We start from the raw sequence: 18,654 nt of genomic DNA, 5'->3' as shown, positions 1-18,654 counted from the left end.
ATCCTTTAATTTATCGACTACTCCGTTAAAAAGCTGACATCATTCCACAATTTTAACTGATAAGGCAGCTCTCGCTTTGGTTCGACCGCTTCTAAAATCGTTAAGCTGCTGTTTAACAAACCACCTTGACTACGGACTTCCGCTAAAGATTTTCCCGCCAACCACTGAATGGAGGAGGTCAACGAGGCCCCGTGCCCCACAAAAAGCAATGGCTGATCCGTAGTATTATCCGCCACAGCCTGCGTCACAACGTTGACAACGCGGGCAATCGCTTGATCAATCGGCTCCCCTTCAAAGGGAGTTGGATCATATAAATCCATCCGATACCGCATATTGTCTAAGGTTTCGGCAAAATGTTTTCGACGACTTTCGATTGACCGCCCCTCCAAAGTTCCTAAACCTAATTCCCGCAAATCCGGCGTAGAAATAATTTCCACCGGCTGAGCTAGTTGGCTAACAATTCCTTTAGCAGTATCTTGGGCCCTTTTAGAGGTGCTAGCATAAACTTTTGCAAAGGGAATCTCTTTGACATGCTGGCCAAATTGTTTAATTTCATCATGACTAGTAGGCAATAAAGGGGAGTCCCCCATCATTCCTTGAAAACGGCCGGCTAAGTTCCATTCAGTTTTCCCGTGGCGTGTAAAATATAAATCCATTTTGACGTCCTTTATCGTTTATTTTTAATCTAATTTATCGTGCTCATAATGATGCTCAAGTTCCAAATTTGGAAAATTTTGCTGCCGCAACGCTTCATAGACAATTAATGCGGCGGTGTTCGATAGATTTAATGACCGTACATGCTCGTCATTCATTGGAATCCGCAAACATTTTTCTTCATTTTCCCGCATAAATTCCTCCGGCAAACCGGTTGTTTCTTTTCCGAATAAAAAGAAATGGTCCTGCCCGTCATTATAGTCAACATCACTATAAACCTTGTGGGCAAATTTAGTGATTAAGTGGAGCTGGCGCTCACCAAGGTATTCTAAAAATGCCTCTAAAGATGCGTGGTAAGTAATATCAACATCGTGCCAATAATCTAAACCCGCTCGTTTCAGCTGCTTGTCATCTGTCGAAAAGCCTAGAGGTTCAATTAAATGCAGCGGTGAATTAGTCGCCGCACACGTCCGAGCAATGTTGCCGGTATTAGCAGGAATTTGTGGTTCAAACAAGACTATCTGATTTGTCATGGAAAAGTTCCTTCATTCTATAGTTTATCGTCAATCGCAATACAAACAGTATAGCGGATTTCATGATTTTTGCATAAAAAAAACGTACCGCCTCGGTGTCTAGCACTGCGAGTCGTTACGTTAGTGAAGCTCTTTTCACTAACTTTTATCAGAACAGGAACCTGATAAAAACCAATGAAAAATGACTTGAATGTAATATAACATCATTCGTAAAATTTTTCAAGTCTTTTCTTAAAATTATTTCAAATTTCAGGCCATTTTCTTTACAGCCTTAATCACATCGACATCAATTGTGATTTTTCTTAAGGGGTTTTCTGAAAGAAACTGTTTTCTTTCGGGACTGACTTGCCACTCTAAAGGCGACATTGACAATAAATCCAAACGATTTTCTTCGGGAACATCAAAGCTATAGGTCACACGTTTTTGCTGTACAATCGCCATTTTTTCAGAAAGCTTTTGAACAACCGCCTGATTTGAATAAGATTGCTTGTCTTTTTGATCTGGATAAAAAGCAGCTCGCAATTCTTTTAAATAACAAGATTGCGGAACTATTTTTAACAAAAAGCCGTCTTTTTGTAACACTCGTTGAAATTCTTGATAGTGGGAAGGAGTAAAAATATTCAATAAACAAGTAAAACTTTGATCAGCAAAGGGTAAATTGGTCAAATCTGCGACACAGTAAAAATTTTCTCCCGGCTGATTGCTGGCCAGATAGATGCCTTCTTTAGAAATATCAAAGCCGACACCAGTTTGAAAGCTCACTTTGTCCTTCAGCAATGACAAAAAGCTGCCCTCTCCACAGCCAACATCTAAGATACTCATTTCAGAAGTTAACCAGCTGGCTACGACATCCAGTACCGGCTGATACATGCCTGCTTGAATCATGCGGCCTCTTGGTTGAAACATTTCCTTCGAGTATTCAGTAACATGTCCCTGTTTTAAAAAAAACAGTGTTCCTTTTTTGGATAAATCAAAGCGATGACCGCTCTCACAAATTAAGCTATATTCTTTAGACTGCATCCCTTGATGGCACAAAGGACAGCGAAAAAAATTAGCATTTTTTTCTATAAATAATTGGGCTTGATCAATTTTTTTTAACATCTTTTCTCTCACTTTTTTAACTAATGACTTCATCTTAAAGCTTGCTCTCAACAACTGCAAGTAAATATGCTAAAATAGCGGTGAAATCTTGATTTCAGCTTAACTACTACTTAATCATTAAGGAGGCAAACAAGTGATTAAAGAATTTTGTGCCGAAAACTTTACCCATATTCCCCAAGCTATTGCCAATGGTGCCAAACGGATTGAATTATGCGACAACTTGGCCGTTGGCGGAACGACTCCTAGCACAGGCGTCATTGAAGAAGCCTTGAGCTATGGCAATGAGCATCAAGTGCCTATCATGACCATGATTCGGCCTCGAGGCGGTAATTTTTTCTACAATGATACCGAATTAAAAATTATGCACACGGATTTAATCGAAGCTAAAAAATTAGGCACAGATGGCGTAGTCTTCGGCTGCTTGACGGAAGAGCATTGGTTAGATGAAGAAGCTCTAGAAATGCTTTTAGAAAATGCTGAAGGCTTACAGGTGACCTTTCACATGGCCTTTGACCAAATTCCAGCCGCCAAACAATTTCAAGCGATTGATTGGTTAGCCGAGCATGGCGTCCAACGGATTTTAACCCACGGTGGAGCAGCTGGCACAAAAATTGAAGATAATTTCCCCCGTCTCAAAGAATTAATTGACTATGCCAAAGATAAATTAATTATCTTGCCCGGCGCCGGCATCACTGATGCAAAAGTTGAGGCCGTGATGGCGACACTAAATGTTCACGAAGCCCACGGCACCAAAATTGTTGGTAATTTTGGCTAAAGTAAACAACAGCACTAAAGTGGCCCTCAAAAGTTAGACCAAAAATCTAACTTTTGAGGGCCACTTCACTTTTTTTATGCTGTTCTTTTGCTAATGACCAATAAAATAGCTCATAAAGAAGCTGGCAATATTGAAATAAATCAAAACACTTGTTAAGTCACTTAAGGTGGTGATAAAAGGGCCACTGGCAACCGCCGGATCAAAACCTAGCTTGTCCATTAAAACTGGAATCAAACTGCCGGCCAAATTGGCGACTGTAATTGCCCCCAACATCGCCATACCAATCACGAAACCTAAAATAAAATCTTGCCGCCAAATACCGACAATAATCATAATGGTGACACCAGTGATGGCACCGGTAATGGCACCGGTGGCCACTTCACTTAAAATCATACTAGCAAAGCCTTTTTTTTCATCTGAAACCGCTAGCCGCCTCACAGCAACCGCTAGTGATTGCGTGCCGGCATTCCCCGCAGTCCCAGTAATCAAAGAAATAAAGACGGCCAAAATACTCGCTTCACTGACCAAACTTTCATAATGCGAAATTAACGTCGCTGTTGACATGCCTAAAAAAAGTAAGGTGATCAGCCATGGCAAACGACGTGAAGCTGCCTTCATCGGATTTTCGCTGATTTCTTCAACGTTAACCCCCGCCAAACCGGAATAATCGCTGGCTGCTTCATCATCGATAACGTCGATAATATCATCGACGGTAACGATCCCTAGTAGATGGTCATCATAATCAGTCACCGGCAGAGCTAGGAAATCATAATCCCGGAAGGTTTGAGCAACATCCTCTTGGTCATCGCCAACATGAACCGAGATAACCCGTTCATTTAAAATTTCTGAAATCATCGTGTCGTCATCATTGATAATTAAATCCCGCAAAGAAATTACACCGACAAGTTGCTCTTCGCTATTGACAACATAAACATAGTAAATCGTTTCAGCAACAAACGCTTCTGTTTTTAGCACATACATCGCTGACCGCACGGTTTGATTGGCCACGATTGACACAAACTCGGTGGTCATGATAGAACCAGCGGTATCGTCTTCATAATGCAGCAATTCTTTAATTTCGCTGGCTGCTTCTGCATCCATCAAATTTAAATATTTTGCAACGTCTCGTTTATTTAACGTGTTTAATAAATCCACGGCATTATCGGTAAACATTTCCGCTAGCATATCAGCGGCATAATTAGGCCGCATTTCTGCTAAATAATCCTTCATGTGTTCATTGTCTTCTTCGATAACATCAAACATATCCGCCAATTCTTTTGGCGATAAATAACCATAAACTTGCTGCCGTTGGGTTTCATCGAGGTCTTGGTAGAACTGCCCCTGCTCGTAAATATGCAGGTCTAAAAAGCGTTCTCGAAAATCTTGAATCTTATCCTGGGCTAAATCCACCAGTAATAGGTCAAACTGCTCCTGCAATTCTTGATTTTCATCCATTTCCCTCACCACAACTTTCTAAAAAATATTTTTCTGCTGTTCTAAAACTTTTTGCATATCCTCCGCTAAAGGCAGCTCAAATGCTAAAGCTTCCCCCGAAAAAGGATGTTGAAAACGCAAGTCGTAACAGTGTAGCGCTTGGCGTTCACCCCCTAAATCCAAGCGACCACCGTACATGTCATCCCCTAATAACGGGCAATTAATCGCCGCAAAGTGGACCCGAATCTGATGCGTCCGGCCGGTGTGCAGTTGAATATCGACTAAAGCTACTTCCTGACCTAAATAATCCAACCAGTATTCCGTGACCGCCTGCTGGCCTTCTGCAGCAACTTTGCGTTTTAATAAAGAAGTTAAATCTCTAGCGATGGGTAAATTAATTTCAGCGTGCTTTTGTAGCGTATTAATTTCACCAGCCACCAGAGCTTGATATTTTTTTATAAATTGCTTTTCCCTCAGCTGGACGTCTAATTTCGCATGGGCAAAACCATGCTTAGCAAAAAGCATCAATCCGCTGGTGTCTCGATCTAAACGGGTCACCACATGAACCACTTGATCGAGATAGCCTTGTTTTTTATAATAATTTTTCACCCGATTGGCCATCGTCCCATTCGGATGATACTGGGCGGGAATTGACGAGACCCCCCATGGTTTATTCACTACTAATAGGTGCTCATCTTCAAAAATTATATCGATTGGTGTCTCATCTAAGAGAACTGTTTCATGTTCTTTTTCATCCGGAATCACAACTGTAACCTTATCATTTGCCTTTAGAGAAAACAAGACATTTTGCTCCTGCTGATTAACAAAAATTTGCCCACCTTGAAATTTAATTTTCGCCAGCAGTCCTTTAGAAATTCCCTGCTCTTTTAAAAAGCTCCGCAAAAGCTGCGGGGCTTCTTTTTGAAATATCCAATTAAATTCCACGGCTACCCCTCACTGATAAAGGAATCCCGCACTCGCCGCCAAAAATGCGTATGGCGATAAGAAGCAAAGTGAATCCGTTCCTTGGCAATTCGATAATAAATGGAGGCAATATTGTCTTGGCGGATATCCAATTGATCGACAGTTACAAAATAGTCACTGCGATCCTTCAAATTAATTTCCAGCCATTCATTTTCTGCAATGATAATTGGCGAGCCTAGCGTTCTGAAAATCCGATTATTTAGTGAAGCAATTTCTGCCAATTGAAAGGCATTGATACTAGGATGAATCACTGCACCACCGATACTTTTATTGTAAGCCGTTGAGCCGGTCGGTGTTGAAATCGACAGCCCATCCCCCCGAAACCGCTCGAATAATTCATCTTTAATATAGACATCCGCCACCATCGTGCGATTGCCCCGCTTAATCGTTGACTCATTTAAGGCCAGAAAATGATTTTGCGTCTTGCCGTCTGAATATTTGATAACAATATCTAATAAAGGATAGCTGACACTCTGGCCACGATTATTTTTTAAACTTTCAACTAACTCCGTCAGCTCGTAATCTCGCCAATCAGTGTAAAACCCTAGATGCCCCGTATGGACACCTAAAAAACTGACCTTAGATAATAAGTGATTGTAACGGTGAAAGGCTGAAAGCAATGTGCCATCGCCGCCAACCGAAATTACCAGCTCAGGATTGCGTTCATCTAAAATAATATTTGCTTGACCTAAGAGATCTCGCAGCTGTTTGGCAACTGCCAATGATTTTTCTTCGTGATTATTTACAATCGCAACTTTCATGATTGATCCCCGCTATTTTTCTGAAAATAATTATCCCGCTCAGAGCCTCGCCCGTGGGAGAAGAGCTTTTGGGCTTCTTGGATTTCCTCACGAATTTTTGACATTTCTTCATCTAACAGATAGGCCGCCTCAGCTGCCCGCTGCAGGCGTTCGCCCATCTCCTGAGGAAATTCTCCTTTATATTTATAGTTTAAAGAGTGTTCAATCGTTGCCCAAAAATTCATCGCCAGTGTCCTGATTTGAATTTCCGCTAAAATAATTTTTTCGCCGCCTACAAGCTCCACCGGATATTCAATCACCAAATGATACGAGCGATAACCGCTTGCTTTATTATTAGAAATATAATCCCGTTCTTGAATCACCTTGATATCCCGACGATTTTTTAAAATTTGCACAACCTGATGGATGTCCTCCACAAATTGACACATAATCCGCAGGCCAGCAATATCTGACATTTCCTCTTCTAAACGATCTAAAGGAATGTGCCGCAGCTGAGCCTTCGCCAAAATACTTTCCACCGGTTTGACACGGCCAGTCACAAATTCAATCGGCACATGTTCACTTTGTTCCCGGTATTGCTTGCGGATCCCCCGCAGTTTTATCTTCAATTCTGACACCGCTTGTTCATAAGGTGCCAAAAATAAGTTCCAGTCTCGTTCCATCTATTTTTCCTCAACTTTGCATTTTACATACAGTCTTATTTTACCATAAAGGCCTAGCAGAATTAAGGAAAGCACTTCATTTTAAAATAGTTGTCGATTTTGATTTTATCTACTATGATGAAAAGAAAAGCGAGGAGAAATTCATGAGTGAAAGTGTCGAAATAGAATACAAAAGTTTACTAGCAGCTACAGATTACAAAAAATTACTTGATTTTTACCAGCTAACTGCCGCTGATTTTTTCAGCCAGACCAATGCTTACTATGATACAGCAGACGGCCGGCTGCGAAATGCCGGCTGGGGTCTGCGGATTCGCCTCTACAGTGATTATGGTGAAGCCACTTTAAAAACCCCTTTAACAGACGGGCTTTTAGAAACCACTGACAAGCTTTCTTTAGGAGAAGCTAACGCTTATGTCGAGGCCGGAAAATTTTTATCAGCAGGCCACACGGTGGAAAAATTACAGGAGCTTGCGGTCACTGCCGATGAGTTAGAGCAAATTGCCCAATTAACTACTAAACGAGCTGAATTTAAAATTCCGGAAGGCTTGTTAGCAATTGACCATAGTTTTTATAGCGGACAAGAAGATTTTGAAGTGGAGTTAGAGGTGGCCGATGCCCAAATCGGCCAGCAGGCGTTTAGGACCTTTTTGCAGAAATTTGACATTCCTTATAAAAAAGCCGACAACAAAATTAAACGGGCTTTTTCTGCAGCTAATTTTGATAAAAAATAAAAGAAAAGACTGAAATCATAAAAAATGATTTCAGTCTTAACGTTTACTTCAATTTTTTTATTTCTTAATACCAGCCATTTGCTAACCAAAAGGCTTGGGCAGCTGTCCATGAACCATAACGGCTTGCTACATAAGCATCAGCAACTGCTTCTTGATTGGCAGCTGAATAGTCACCGTTCAAGTATGAAGAAGTTAATTGGTAACGGCCGATGTATTGTCCGTTAGTTGCTGTATAAGAACCACCAGATTCTTTTTGGGCAATCCATTCTTTCGCTTCAGCTTCGCTACCACTTACGCTAGAAGTATAAGTTGAAGTGCTTGAAGTATCAGTAGTTGTTGTATCTGTTGTTGTTTCAGTCGCAGTAGAAGTAGTTGTTTCAGCAACGGTGTAAGTTCCGTTGGCAATTTCTTCTTCTGTTGGAATTGATAATTCTTGACCGACGATAATTAAGTTAGCGTCAGTTAAACCACTTGCTTCAGCGATGGCATTAACATAGTCGTCACTGCCAAAAAATTCAGATGAAATATGTGAAAGAGTATCTCCTGATTGAACTGTATAAGCTTCGGCAGCACTAGCATTGGTGGCACCTGCGAAAAATCCGATTCCGGCAATGGCAGCTGTTCCTAATAGTAAAGTTTTAATTGATTTCATGTAACTCTCCTTAAATAAATAAAGTGTTGTTCGCATCAGCGACGAACACTACTTTAACACCAGAAAATATTACATAGGTTTAAATAATATAACACTTCGTTACGGGAAACAGGGTTTTCGTAATACCTTGTAAAAAAGGCGGATAGCCCTTGCTACATCAAACTTTTCACTGTTTTATAACAAGGACAAAATTGGTCAATATTCTTAAATTTATTTTGTAAAGAATTTTTTGACCGTCTTATGTTACGAAGTTTGACAAATGTTACAAAATTGCAAACGTTTTTCATTACTTTCTTAGCGGTTTGATTGATTGGATTCAGCAGATATCAAAGATTTCAACAAAAAAAAGCTCTTCTGAGAACTTTTTAGGTTCTCAAAAGAGCTTTTTAACATTTTTCCTACTATATAAGTTAAGAAAAGATTAACTGCGAATCAGATGATCAAAGGCACCTAAGGCCGCTGTTGCACCGGATCCCATTGAAATAATGATTTGTTTGTAGGCACTGTCGGTACAATCGCCAGCGGCAAAAACACCCGCCATACTAGTTTGACCTCGCTTGTCGACGACAATTTCACCCATGCGACTCAACTCTAGCGTATCTTTTAGCCAATCGGTGTTTGGAACTAAACCGATTTGCACAAAGACACCTGCTAATTCAATATGATGCTCGTCTTCTGTCTCACGATTCATATAAGTTAAGCCGTTTACTTTGGTGTCGCCGGTAATTTCTTTTGTGGCGACATTTTTCAAAATAGTCACATTCGGTAAACTAGCCAAACGTTCCTGCAGCACTTGGTCAGCTTTTAATTCTGGTAAAAATTCCAAAAGCGTCACATGTTTGACAAGTCCTGCCAAATCAATTGCAGCTTCCACTCCGGAATTCCCGCCGCCGATTACTGCCACGTCTTTACCTGCAAAGAGCGGGCCATCACAATGGGGACAATAGGCAACCCCTTTAGTTTTGAATTCCGCTTCACCAGGAACGCCAGTATTGCGCCAGCGAGCACCAGTTGCTAAAATTGCTGCTTTTGTTTGCAGCACTGCGCCATTTTCCAGCGTAACTTCGACAAATTCTTTTTTCTCAATTTTGGCAGCACGTTGGGCCTTCATCACATCAACTTCATATTGATTGACATGTTCCTCAACAGAAGCCATAAATTTCGGTCCCTCTGTATAAGGAGTACCGATAATATTTTCGATACCTAAGGTTTCCATCACTTGGCCGCCAAAAGTTTCCGCTAATAAACCAGTGCGAATTCCTTTGCGGGCAGCATAGATTGCCGCACTCGCTCCAGCCGGTCCGCCGCCGACAACTAAAACGTCGAAGGGTTCTTTGGCTGTGAACTCAGATGGATCACTTGTCACCACTTTTGCTAAAATATCATCTAACGTCATGCGGCCGCTTTCGAAAAACTCGCCGTCTAAATAAACTGTCGGCACTGCTAAAATTTCTTTTTCTTCCACTTCGGCTTTAAACATGCCGCCTTCAATCATTGTATGACTGATTGTTGGGTTTAAAACACTCATAATATTTAGTGCTTGTACCACATCTGGACAATTGTGACAGGTCAAACTGACATAAGTTTCGAATGCTAACGGCTGTTTGATTGTTTTAATCAAGGCAACCTGTTCATCAGAAATTTTTGGTGCCCGACCACTCACCTGTAGCAAAGCCATAATCAATGAAGTAAACTCATGACCCATTGGCAGGCCAGCAAAAACAATACCGGAATCTTCGCCTGGGCGGGTTACTTTAAAACTAGGCGTCCGTTTTAAAGTAACTTCTTTAAAGGCAATCTTATCTGACATCTCAGCAATTTCCGTGACAAAGTCGCGGACTTTGCCGGAAGCTTCGCTATCATTTAAACTTGTTTCTAAAACAATTGGATTTTCCAACATGGTTAGATATTGGGCTAATTGTCCTTTTACTTCAGCATCTAATGCCATAAAGACGTTCCCCCTTAAATTTTACCTACTAAATCAAAGCTAGGAGTTAAAGTTTCTTCGCCTTCTTGCCATTTGGCAGGGCATACTTCACCTGGATGGTTACGGACATATTGGCCAGCTTTGATTTTATTGATTAAAGTGCTAGCATCACGGCCGATACCGTCAGCATTGATTTCAATTGCTTGAACTACGCCATCAGGGTCAATAATGAATGTCCCACGATTAGCTGCGCCTTCTTCTTCATCCAGCACATCAAAGATGCGGGAAATTTTATGGGATGGGTCACCAATCATAATGTATTCGATTTTGCCGATTGCATCTGAATGGTCGTGCCACGCTTTATGGGTAAAATGAGTGTCTGTGGATACAGAATAAACTTCCACTCCTAAATCTTTTAATGTTGCGTATTGTCCTTGTAAATCCTCTAACTCAGTTGGACAAACAAATGTAAAATCTGCTGGATAAAAACAAACGATGTTCCATTTCCCTTTAAAATCTTCAGAGCTTACATCGATAAATTCTCCCTTATGGTAAGCCTTCGCTTCAAACGCTTCGATTTCTTTTCCAATTAATGACATTGACAATTCCTCCTCACAAATTTTAAGGGTAGATTCCCTATTTATAATTATTATAATAAAACAGCCATTAAGTCAATCTTTTTTCCACTTTTTAAAAAACTTTTTTGACAATCTAGAAATTTTTTTACAAAGATTATCTTTCTATTAGCAAGGAATGCGCTCGGTTTAAGTCAATTTAAACAAAACTTGAAAGCTATTTCAGTAGTTTACTGACTTTGTTGAGAATGATTGTCTCTAAAATGAGAATCAAAAAAACCTGTAACTAGGAAATTTTCCCAAAGTTACAGATTTTTAAAAAGTGTCCCTGATTCAAATGAAAATGCGGATGCCATTATAGATATTAACCAAAATGACTAAAATAATTACACCTTGAAAGACGGTTGTCACCTTTTGTGGCGATAAAACTTGGCTAAACTTTGCACCGATTAAGCCGCCACAGATTGCTGCGGGAATCACAAAAAATAGCATTTGCAGGTCATAGCGGGCAAAACCACTGGAAAACGCAATTGTAGCCAGTTTGGTCAGCTGAGAGAAAAAAATCGTGCAGATGGAGTAAACAGTCGCCTCTTTAATTGGCAGACTAAAGAGCAGCATCAGCAGTGAAACATTAATCGGCCCGCCGCCAATTCCTAAAAGGCTGGCGAGGAAGCCTAAAGTCACCCCGCACAGGCAATACCAAAATATACTGTTTAAATGAAATTGTTTCCAGTCGTATTTGCTGTATAAAAAGGCAAAGACCAGCGTAAAAATAGTAATTACAATTTGAATCAGCTGCACGTAGTCTTCATTGGGAAAGATTTTTAAGAGGCCTTCAAAGCCAACATTGCCGAGAAAACCACCGATGACCGCTCCTAAAGAAACCCAGAGAACAATCGGGCCATTCAGTTTGCGGCCGCTAGCAAGTTGCCGCCAAGTGGAGACAACCGACATTGTAAAAACCGCCACAGCTGAATAAAAGGAGACCGCAGCAACAGAATCATAGCCGATAAAATCCAAGACCGGCTTGATAAGAACGCCGCCCCCCATGCCTGAGATTGCTCCAACGGTATTGGCCAAAATAATTACAATAAAATACAGTACACCGATTCCAATCACCTTGTTCACTCCTTTTAAAACACAAAAATAAATTACACTAATTCAAAATTAGCATACCTGCTTTTTAATTAAAAGCACAAAAAAATTCGCTGCTACTATTACTTGAATAAATCAGTTAAAAATCGGCAACTGATTTCCCTCTCTTTAACCAGACTTTTCTAAAACAATAAAAAAACTTTGAAAAGCAGCCACTAGATGCAGCAGCGCTTTTCAAAGTTTATCGATCATATTTTTTATTCCGTCACATAAGCTAAACGATAAGAAACTGTCCGACCAAATTGGAAGGTTTGTACACCTTGCAGACGTTCTGACTGTAAATAAGCCAAAGCCCCTTGATAAATCGGCAGAACTGCGGTATCTTCTTCAATCAGTTGTTTTTCTAAAGCCAATAATTCATCCCAGCGAGCTTCTGGATCGTTAGCTAAAGTGGTGCGGGCCTCCTGCAGGCCGGCATCATAGGATTCACTAGCGTAACCAGAAGTATTCAGTCCGCCGGTTGAATCATAAAATTCTAAGAAGTTAATCGGATCAGCGTAATCTGGCGTCCAAGTCCCAAAGACTAAATCAAAGTCACCATCGGTTTGTCGTTGCAAACGATTGGACAACGGCATGGAAGCCACACTGATGGTCAATCCTTCTAAATTATCCTGCCATTGGCCCTGCAAAAATTCAACTGTTCTTCTAGCAACTGTTGAATCTGCGGAAAGTATTTCTAAGGTAATCTCATCTTGACCTAATTCTTCTTTAGCGGCAGCCCAAGCTTCTTTTGCTGCATCTAAATCATATGGTAACAAATCGCCATTTTCTTCACGGAAATCTTCACCACTATCTGGATCATAAGCAAAGTTAGCCGGAACAAAACCATTTAAAGCAGTGGAGCCGTCACCTAAAACATTTTCCACATAGCCTTCTTTGTCAATCGATTGTAACAAGGCCTGGCGCACTAAAACATTGCCGGTAACTTCCCGATTTTGGTTGGCAGAAACATAACCAACTAATGAACGAGTATCGTAATGGGATAATGCGTTGTCTTGTTCTTCTTGTGCATAGGTATCCGTTAATAAAGTAAAGTCCAGCGCTCCAGTATCAAATAAGTTAACGCCAGTTGCTGTTTCAGTAATTACCTGCACATCGATTTGATCTAATTGAACGTTGTCAGCATCCCAATAATTTTCATTTTTTGTTAAAGTCCACGACTCGCTGTTGCCATTCCAACCAGAAATGGTGAAAGGACCGTTACCGAGAAAATTATCCGAGCTTGTACCATAAGCTGTGCCTAAATCACTAGCAAAACTTTCATTTCTCGGCATAAATGGCGTACCGACTAAAATTTGATCCAAATAAGAAATTGGACTTGCCAACGTTAATTCTAAAGTTTCATCATCCAATGCCGTCACACCTAACGTGTCTGGCTCAGCGTCTCCGTTTCTAACTTCGTAACCATTTTGGAAAATATCCATTTGATTAATACTAGATGACGCATTCTCTGGATTTGCTACATATTTAAAGGCATATTCAAAATCATTCGCCGTCACCGGATCGCCATTGCTCCACTCAGCATCACGAATTTTAAATGTGTAAGTCAAGCCATCCTCACTGATTTCAGGATCTTCTGCGGCCATTGCCAATTCCGGTTGACCATCGGCATCTAAACGATACAAGCCTTCCGCTAGCTGACCAATCATATCAGAACTATACGTATCTGTGTATTGCCCACTATCTAAAGTCGTCAGTTCCCCAGCTGTAGAAACAGAGATGGTTTGACTCACTGCAGCTGTATCTCCTGAAGTCGAAGTACTGCCACTATCTGTTGTATCTCCGCCGCCACTGCAGGCTGCCAATAAAAGTGCAGCAGTCGCTAAAAGCCCCATAAATTTCTTTTTCATGTAAATCCCCTTTCGTTTAAAAACCAAACTAACCAATGTAAGTAAAAATTTTAGCCTACAGACTTTCAACCAAATATCTAAAGGCCGATAATTCCTGCGGCAAAGCATCATAAGCAAAATCTGGATGCCATTGTACCCCTAATAAATGTTGCTGCTGATCTTCAATGCCTTCAATCACATCATCTGGACTCCACGCGGTTTCCTTAAAATTAGTTGCCAAGTGATCCACCGCTTGATGATGAAAAGAATTGACCATCGTCTGATCTCCGTAAATATGATTTAAAATGCTGCCTTTTTCCGTAAAAATTTTGTGGGTGGCAACCTGCCGGGGAATCGGGTCTTGCATGTGAGAAATTTTCATTTGACTGATATCTTGATGCAAAGTCCCTCCTAAAGCAACATTCAGCAATTGCATACCACGACAAACTGCAAAAATTGGTTTTTTCTGAAGCAAAGCCGCTTCAATTAAAGCCAATTCAAACTCATCACGGGCTAAAAAAGTCGAATCCGCAGTAGTCATTGCCTCTCCATAAAATTTCGGTGATACATTTTGACCGCCAGCTAACACCAGCTTATCTATCTGACTGACATATTCTTTTGCAGCTGCCTTTTCACTGATTGGCAAAACCATTGCCAATCCGCCAACTTCTTGAATTGCTTTTGTATAGCCGAGGGGCGTATACAAAATTGGCATCTCATAAAGCACTGTTCCCGGATTTTGACTTTCATTTGCCGCTACACCAATAATTGGTTTCGCCATTGTAACACCTTCTTGCTTAAAATAGAAAAGCCGAGCTTAGTATATTTTCATAGTAAACTCATCTTTCTTTAATTGATTTTTCTATTTTAATATAAATATCACAAAAAGTATATTAATTTTGACCGCTACGTGATAGTTAAAAACTATCACCCACTATTTTATCGCCCAAGGCATGACCAAACGATATAAAGGTAACAACTCCATGTAAGTTTCCAGCATAAATTTGCGGGCTTTGGTGGGAGTCTTGAATAATTTGTCACCACGATAAATTATTCGACCAATTTGAAACTCACCTTTTTTGACATCTCTAAAGCGAGTCAAAGCCTGCTGCAAATCAGCCTCCTCTAACGGCAGGACAGCCGCCTGCGTATGGTCCAAGGACAACGAAAAATCAGTTAATCCAGGAAAAACTTCTGGGTGAGCTAACATTGCCTCTGCCATTGCTTTTTCATTTTGAGGATTGTCAATAAACGATAGCCACATAAACACATATTCCGGAAAAATTCCCAATTGAAAATGCGGCTCCATTTTATAGCCGCGCTTTTTACGGCTGAGGGCCGACCACGTATTTTCTGGTGGATAGACACTGCGGCGACGGTGTTGAGCAATATGAACAAAGAGCTCCTCATTCAATTCTTTTTCTAAGTGATTTTTAAAGTAATCATCCAGCTCCTGAAAAATGGGTTGAATTTCACTTCTGATGGCTGCCATCCTATTTTCAAGGCCTTCAATTTCAAACACTTTAAAGCTTTTATCTGTAAACATTAACATGACTGCATCCGCTCCTTTTTTAACTGCCTGCAATAAAAATTTTGGTAAAATCGACAAACTGTTTAATTTTAGTTTCCGCTAGACGCTCCTTTAAGACCGTCAAATAAACACTGTGGTACCTATCCTCATCTGGCAAAATAAATTTGTGCAAATCAAATTGCCGCAATAAAGAAGTATCTGCCACCAAAGCAATCACTGGATTTTCCATCACATAGCCGCCAATCGATGTTTCATCATCCATCTCCGCCACAATTTGTGGATAAGGATTGTAGCTGTGCAACACTTGATGGGCGTTTTGACCAATCGGGACAGTTTTGCGATAGGTAACTAGTGGTTGTTGAAATAATTCTTCTATAGAATACTGACTCAAGGGAAAATCTTGGTTAGCAATCAAAGTAAAATATTGACGCTCGACTTCAAAAAATTCGAGGCGTTCATCAACTATTTTTGAACAAAAACCAACATCATAGATACCAGTATATAATTTAGCAATAATCTCATTGGTAAAGCCATGAAAAATATGGTAATCCTCCGTTGCAAAGTGTTCCCTTTGACTAGCCCGCAGCATTTTGGGCATAAAGCTGCTAGCCAAAGTAGGAATGATACCGATATTTAATTGCTGAGCTGCTAATTGCTCCGCTTCTCGCAAATTGATAGCCGCTTGATCGACAGCCGCAATTGCTTGTTCTGTTACCTTGTGAAATTCTTCTCCAGATTTGGTTAATTGGATATGACGCCCGACTTTTTCAAATAACGAAAAACCTAAATCCATCTCTAAATGTTTAATCGCATAGGTTAACGAAGGCTGACTGATTCGTAAAAATTTCGCCGTCTCTGTGACGTTGCCATTTGTTGCCAAGGCGTTAAAGTACTTTAGATGATTGTAATTCATCTGCCACCTCCAAAAATTTTTGGAACTTTTTTTCAGTATACCACATCAATAGATTCTCTCTATGAATTTACTAAAAATTAGTATTGGTTCTTCCCTCAGAAAAAAGTTATGCTAATTGTGAAATAAAACACAAGGAGTGAAACAATATGGATATCACCCAGCAACAGCAATTATCAGTTCGAAAAATCGTTTTTGTCGCCGCTTTTTTTGTCATCTTTGTTTGTTCGGCTTCAGCGGCCTTTTCTGTTTTTTCAATTCCGCTTCAAGAAGCAACGGGCGGTGATGCGGCTCAGGTTGCCTTTGCCTTAACCATTTACCAATTTTTCATGGCTCTCTTCGGCATTATTTCAGGACGGATTGTCGATAAGTCCGGTCCAAAAAAATTAATGTATGTCGGTGGTTTAGTTTTTGGTTTAGGTTGGTTTGCAACAGCCTTTGCTACTAGCATTCCGATGCTTTACATCACCTGCGGCTTTGTCGCTGGCGCCGGCAATGGCTTATTGTATAACCCGGCATTAAACACAGCTTTGCGCTGGTATCCAGAAAAACGCGGCACAATGTCTGGCGTTTTACTCTGTGCCGCATCCGTTGGTCCTTTAGTGACTGCTAGAGCCGGTGCCATTTTATGTGATGCTTTTGGGATTCAAGGCCTAATGTATTTAGGAGTTGCATACTTGATTGTCATTTGGGCGGTCGGTTGGAAAATGTCTCTACCAGAAAAAGGCTGGCAGCCAGCAAATTTCATTCAGCAAACGGCTCAAGGCAATCCCTCTGGAAAAAGTTTTTCACCAAAGGAAATGGTTTCAACTTTACAATTTTGGCTGCTGTTATTGCTCTTTTCCGTTGCCTGTACGGCCGGCATCATGATGATTGGCTCGCTATCAGCCATCGGGCAAACTCAATTAGGTATGAGTGCTATCGCTGCCTCCAATTTAGTGGCTGTGAATTTAATTTCAAATCTTTGCGGCCGTTTGATTATCGGCAAGCTCTGTGATAAATGGGGGGAGCTGCCAACACTAGCACTCATCTTTGTGCTAACTTTTGTTGCCTTAATCGGTTTAAGCTTTGCTTACTCATTGCCAGTCTTTATTTTCTTTTTAATTATTTTGGGCTGGTCCTTCGGTGGGGTGTTGGTGGTTTTCCCACCGCTGACGGCTAAAACCTTTGGCATGGAATTTTCCGGTGTCAATTATGGCATTATGTTTTTCGGTTACTCAGTAGGTGCTTTGTTTGGTCCGCAAATTGCGGCCCGCTTTGTGGATGCCAGTGCTGGAACAGCTGCCTATCATACAGTCTTTTATGTGGCCGCAGCAGTTGCAGTCTTAGGTTTGGTTTTAGTTGCATTGGTTCGTCAAATTTTAAAGAAACGAGGATAAGTAAATGGAATATATTAAAGTCAAAGGAATTGAACAACCGATTTCAAGAATGATTATGGGGACCGCTTGGTTTGGCATTGGCGCAGATGTGCGGGAAGAAATTTTTAAAATGCTCGACTTATATGTAGAAGTCGGCGGCAATGTGATTGATACCGGCCGTTTTTACGGCGCTGGCCGAGCGGAATTAATTTTAAAAGAGTGGTTGGATTCTAGAGACAATCGGGAGCAATTGATTATTATGGATAAAGCCTGCCATCCGATTATCACTGAAGACGGGGCTCATCACCCTGAATATTGGCGGGTGAAACCCGATTTAATCACGGATGATTTACACAGCAGCCTTTTACGAACCGGCTGTGATCATTTTGATTTGTATTTGATGCATCGAGATGATCCCGATGTTCCAGTGGAATTGATTATGGATCGTTTAGAAGCACATCGCAAAGAAGGCTTGATTACGGCTTACGGTGTTTCGAACTGGGAATTATCACGGGTTGAGGATGCTGTAAATTATTGCAATAAAAAAGGCTACCAAGGTCTTTCCGTCAATAATCCATCTTATTCTTTAGCAACGGTTAAGAAAACCCGCTGGCCAGGTTGTGTTTACGCAGATGATGCCTATGCTCAATGGCACAATGGAAAAGATGTAACGCTCTTTAGCTGGGCTGCACAAGCCCATGGATTTTTTGCCGACATTTATGATGAAAATGCGCCGCAAGATATCAAGGATGCCTTTTTCAGTGATGAAAACTTTGAAAAATTGCGCCGCTGTCAGGTTTTAGCGAAAAAATATCAAGTGGACAGCATCAACATTGCTTTAGCTTATGTCCTGTGTCAGCCTTTTAAACCAGCAGCGATTATCGGCAGTCGCAGCCGTAAAGAATTTGACTCTTGCATTCAAACCCTTGATTTAAAATTAACTGACAAAGAGCTGGCTTACTTATCTCTACAAGCGGATTCTGCAGAAGAAGCAGCTTCTTAATAAAAAAATCAATCCAACGGACAGTTTGTGACTGCCGTTGGATTTTTTTATTTTAGTCCAAAATTAAAGTTAATTCTTT

At 40.8% G+C, this 18,654-nt stretch carries 19 protein-coding genes; 4 read left to right on the top strand and 15 right to left on the bottom strand.

The features are described 5' to 3' along the window. Positions 1 to 17 precede the first annotated feature (17 nt). The 3 genes from ORH16_RS09055 to ORH16_RS09045 all read right to left on the bottom strand — a co-directional run bounded on the left by ORH16_RS09055 (position 18) and on the right by ORH16_RS09045 (position 2,288). Entirely contained in the window at positions 18 to 656 is a 639-nt protein-coding gene (locus ORH16_RS09055; RefSeq protein ID WP_265458179.1) for a histidine phosphatase family protein, read from the bottom strand. A 24-nt stretch (positions 657 to 680) separates the two neighbouring features. Continuing rightward, positions 681 to 1,187, bottom strand: a complete 507-nt coding sequence (gene trmL, locus ORH16_RS09050) for a tRNA (uridine(34)/cytosine(34)/5-carboxymethylaminomethyluridine(34)-2'-O)-methyltransferase TrmL (protein ID WP_265458177.1) — start codon at positions 1,185 to 1,187, stop codon at positions 681 to 683. A 249-nt stretch (positions 1,188 to 1,436) separates the two neighbouring features. Beyond that, on the bottom strand, positions 1,437 to 2,288 hold the full coding sequence (locus ORH16_RS09045) for a methyltransferase domain-containing protein (RefSeq protein WP_265458175.1): 852 nt from the start codon (positions 2,286 to 2,288) through the stop codon (positions 1,437 to 1,439). Positions 2,289 to 2,421: 133 nt separating this feature from the next. Between ORH16_RS09045 and ORH16_RS09040 the strand changes: the two genes are divergently transcribed. After that, a complete protein-coding gene (locus ORH16_RS09040) occupies positions 2,422 to 3,063 on the top strand; it encodes a copper homeostasis protein CutC (protein ID WP_265458173.1) in 642 nt (213 codons plus the stop codon). Positions 3,064 to 3,153: 90 nt separating this feature from the next. Here the strand turns inward: ORH16_RS09040 and mgtE are convergent, their stop codons facing one another. The 4 genes from mgtE to ORH16_RS09020 are packed head-to-tail and all read right to left on the bottom strand — an operon-like array spanning position 3,154 to position 6,904. Beyond that, on the bottom strand, positions 3,154 to 4,518 hold the full coding sequence (gene mgtE / locus ORH16_RS09035; protein WP_265458171.1) for a magnesium transporter: 1,365 nt from the start codon (positions 4,516 to 4,518) through the stop codon (positions 3,154 to 3,156). An 18-nt stretch (positions 4,519 to 4,536) separates the two neighbouring features. Next, the gene (locus ORH16_RS09030) at positions 4,537 to 5,442 is read right to left on the bottom strand and encodes an RluA family pseudouridine synthase (protein WP_265458169.1); all 906 of its coding nucleotides are present in this window, start codon (positions 5,440 to 5,442) and stop codon (positions 4,537 to 4,539) included. Positions 5,443 to 5,444: 2 nt separating this feature from the next. Continuing rightward, the gene (locus tag ORH16_RS09025) at positions 5,445 to 6,242 is read right to left on the bottom strand and encodes an NAD kinase (protein WP_265458168.1); all 798 of its coding nucleotides are present in this window, start codon (positions 6,240 to 6,242) and stop codon (positions 5,445 to 5,447) included. Further along, positions 6,239 to 6,904, bottom strand: a complete 666-nt coding sequence (locus ORH16_RS09020) for a GTP pyrophosphokinase (protein ID WP_265458166.1) — start codon at positions 6,902 to 6,904, stop codon at positions 6,239 to 6,241. Before ORH16_RS09020 ends, ORH16_RS09025 begins: the two co-directional genes overlap by 4 nt. Positions 6,905 to 7,047: 143 nt before the next feature. Here ORH16_RS09020 and ORH16_RS09015 point away from each other — a divergent pair, with 143 nt between their 5' ends. Then, positions 7,048 to 7,635 (top strand): CYTH domain-containing protein, encoded by a 588-nt coding sequence (locus tag ORH16_RS09015; RefSeq protein WP_265458165.1) that lies wholly within the window; start codon positions 7,048 to 7,050, stop codon positions 7,633 to 7,635. Positions 7,636 to 7,699: 64 nt separating this feature from the next. Here the strand turns inward: ORH16_RS09015 and ORH16_RS09010 are convergent, their stop codons facing one another. The 8 genes from ORH16_RS09010 to ORH16_RS08975 form a co-directional block, all read right to left on the bottom strand. Continuing rightward, the gene (locus ORH16_RS09010; protein WP_265458163.1) at positions 7,700 to 8,287 is read right to left on the bottom strand and encodes a LysM peptidoglycan-binding domain-containing protein; all 588 of its coding nucleotides are present in this window, start codon (positions 8,285 to 8,287) and stop codon (positions 7,700 to 7,702) included. A gap of 421 nt (positions 8,288 to 8,708) precedes the next feature. Next, on the bottom strand, positions 8,709 to 10,235 hold the full coding sequence (ahpF, locus tag ORH16_RS09005; protein WP_265458162.1) for an alkyl hydroperoxide reductase subunit F: 1,527 nt from the start codon (positions 10,233 to 10,235) through the stop codon (positions 8,709 to 8,711). Positions 10,236 to 10,249: 14 nt separating this feature from the next. Further along, the gene (gene ahpC / locus ORH16_RS09000; RefSeq protein WP_265458160.1) at positions 10,250 to 10,813 is read right to left on the bottom strand and encodes an alkyl hydroperoxide reductase subunit C; all 564 of its coding nucleotides are present in this window, start codon (positions 10,811 to 10,813) and stop codon (positions 10,250 to 10,252) included. A gap of 309 nt (positions 10,814 to 11,122) precedes the next feature. Beyond that, entirely contained in the window at positions 11,123 to 11,905 is a 783-nt protein-coding gene (locus tag ORH16_RS08995; RefSeq protein ID WP_265458743.1) for a sulfite exporter TauE/SafE family protein, read from the bottom strand. 236 nt (positions 11,906 to 12,141) lie between these two features. Next, on the bottom strand, positions 12,142 to 13,794 hold the full coding sequence (locus ORH16_RS08990) for a peptide ABC transporter substrate-binding protein (protein ID WP_265458158.1): 1,653 nt from the start codon (positions 13,792 to 13,794) through the stop codon (positions 12,142 to 12,144). 55 nt (positions 13,795 to 13,849) lie between these two features. Beyond that, complete coding sequence (locus ORH16_RS08985) at positions 13,850 to 14,554, bottom strand: gamma-glutamyl-gamma-aminobutyrate hydrolase family protein (protein ID WP_265458157.1); 705 nt, start codon at positions 14,552 to 14,554, stop codon at positions 13,850 to 13,852. A 153-nt stretch (positions 14,555 to 14,707) separates the two neighbouring features. Continuing rightward, complete coding sequence (locus tag ORH16_RS08980) at positions 14,708 to 15,325, bottom strand: DUF1054 domain-containing protein (protein WP_265458156.1); 618 nt, start codon at positions 15,323 to 15,325, stop codon at positions 14,708 to 14,710. A gap of 19 nt (positions 15,326 to 15,344) precedes the next feature. Next, on the bottom strand, positions 15,345 to 16,217 hold the full coding sequence (locus ORH16_RS08975; RefSeq protein ID WP_265458155.1) for a LysR family transcriptional regulator: 873 nt from the start codon (positions 16,215 to 16,217) through the stop codon (positions 15,345 to 15,347). A 146-nt stretch (positions 16,218 to 16,363) separates the two neighbouring features. On the opposite strand from ORH16_RS08975, the gene ORH16_RS08970 reads away from it, so the two are divergent. Both ORH16_RS08970 and ORH16_RS08965 read left to right on the top strand, forming a co-directional pair. Next, positions 16,364 to 17,593, top strand: coding sequence for an OFA family MFS transporter (locus tag ORH16_RS08970; RefSeq protein WP_265458153.1), 1,230 nt, complete (start codon positions 16,364 to 16,366; stop codon positions 17,591 to 17,593). Positions 17,594 to 17,597: 4 nt separating this feature from the next. Continuing rightward, the gene (locus ORH16_RS08965; protein ID WP_265458151.1) at positions 17,598 to 18,575 is read left to right on the top strand and encodes an aldo/keto reductase; all 978 of its coding nucleotides are present in this window, start codon (positions 17,598 to 17,600) and stop codon (positions 18,573 to 18,575) included. Positions 18,576 to 18,654: the final 79 nt, after the last annotated feature.

The sequence above is a fragment of the Enterococcus sp. HY326 genome, assembly GCF_026157065.1.
Lineage (GTDB): Bacteria > Bacillota > Bacilli > Lactobacillales > Enterococcaceae > HY326.
The sequence above is the reverse complement of the archived record's forward strand: the minus strand, read 5'-3'. Positions and strand labels throughout refer to the sequence as shown.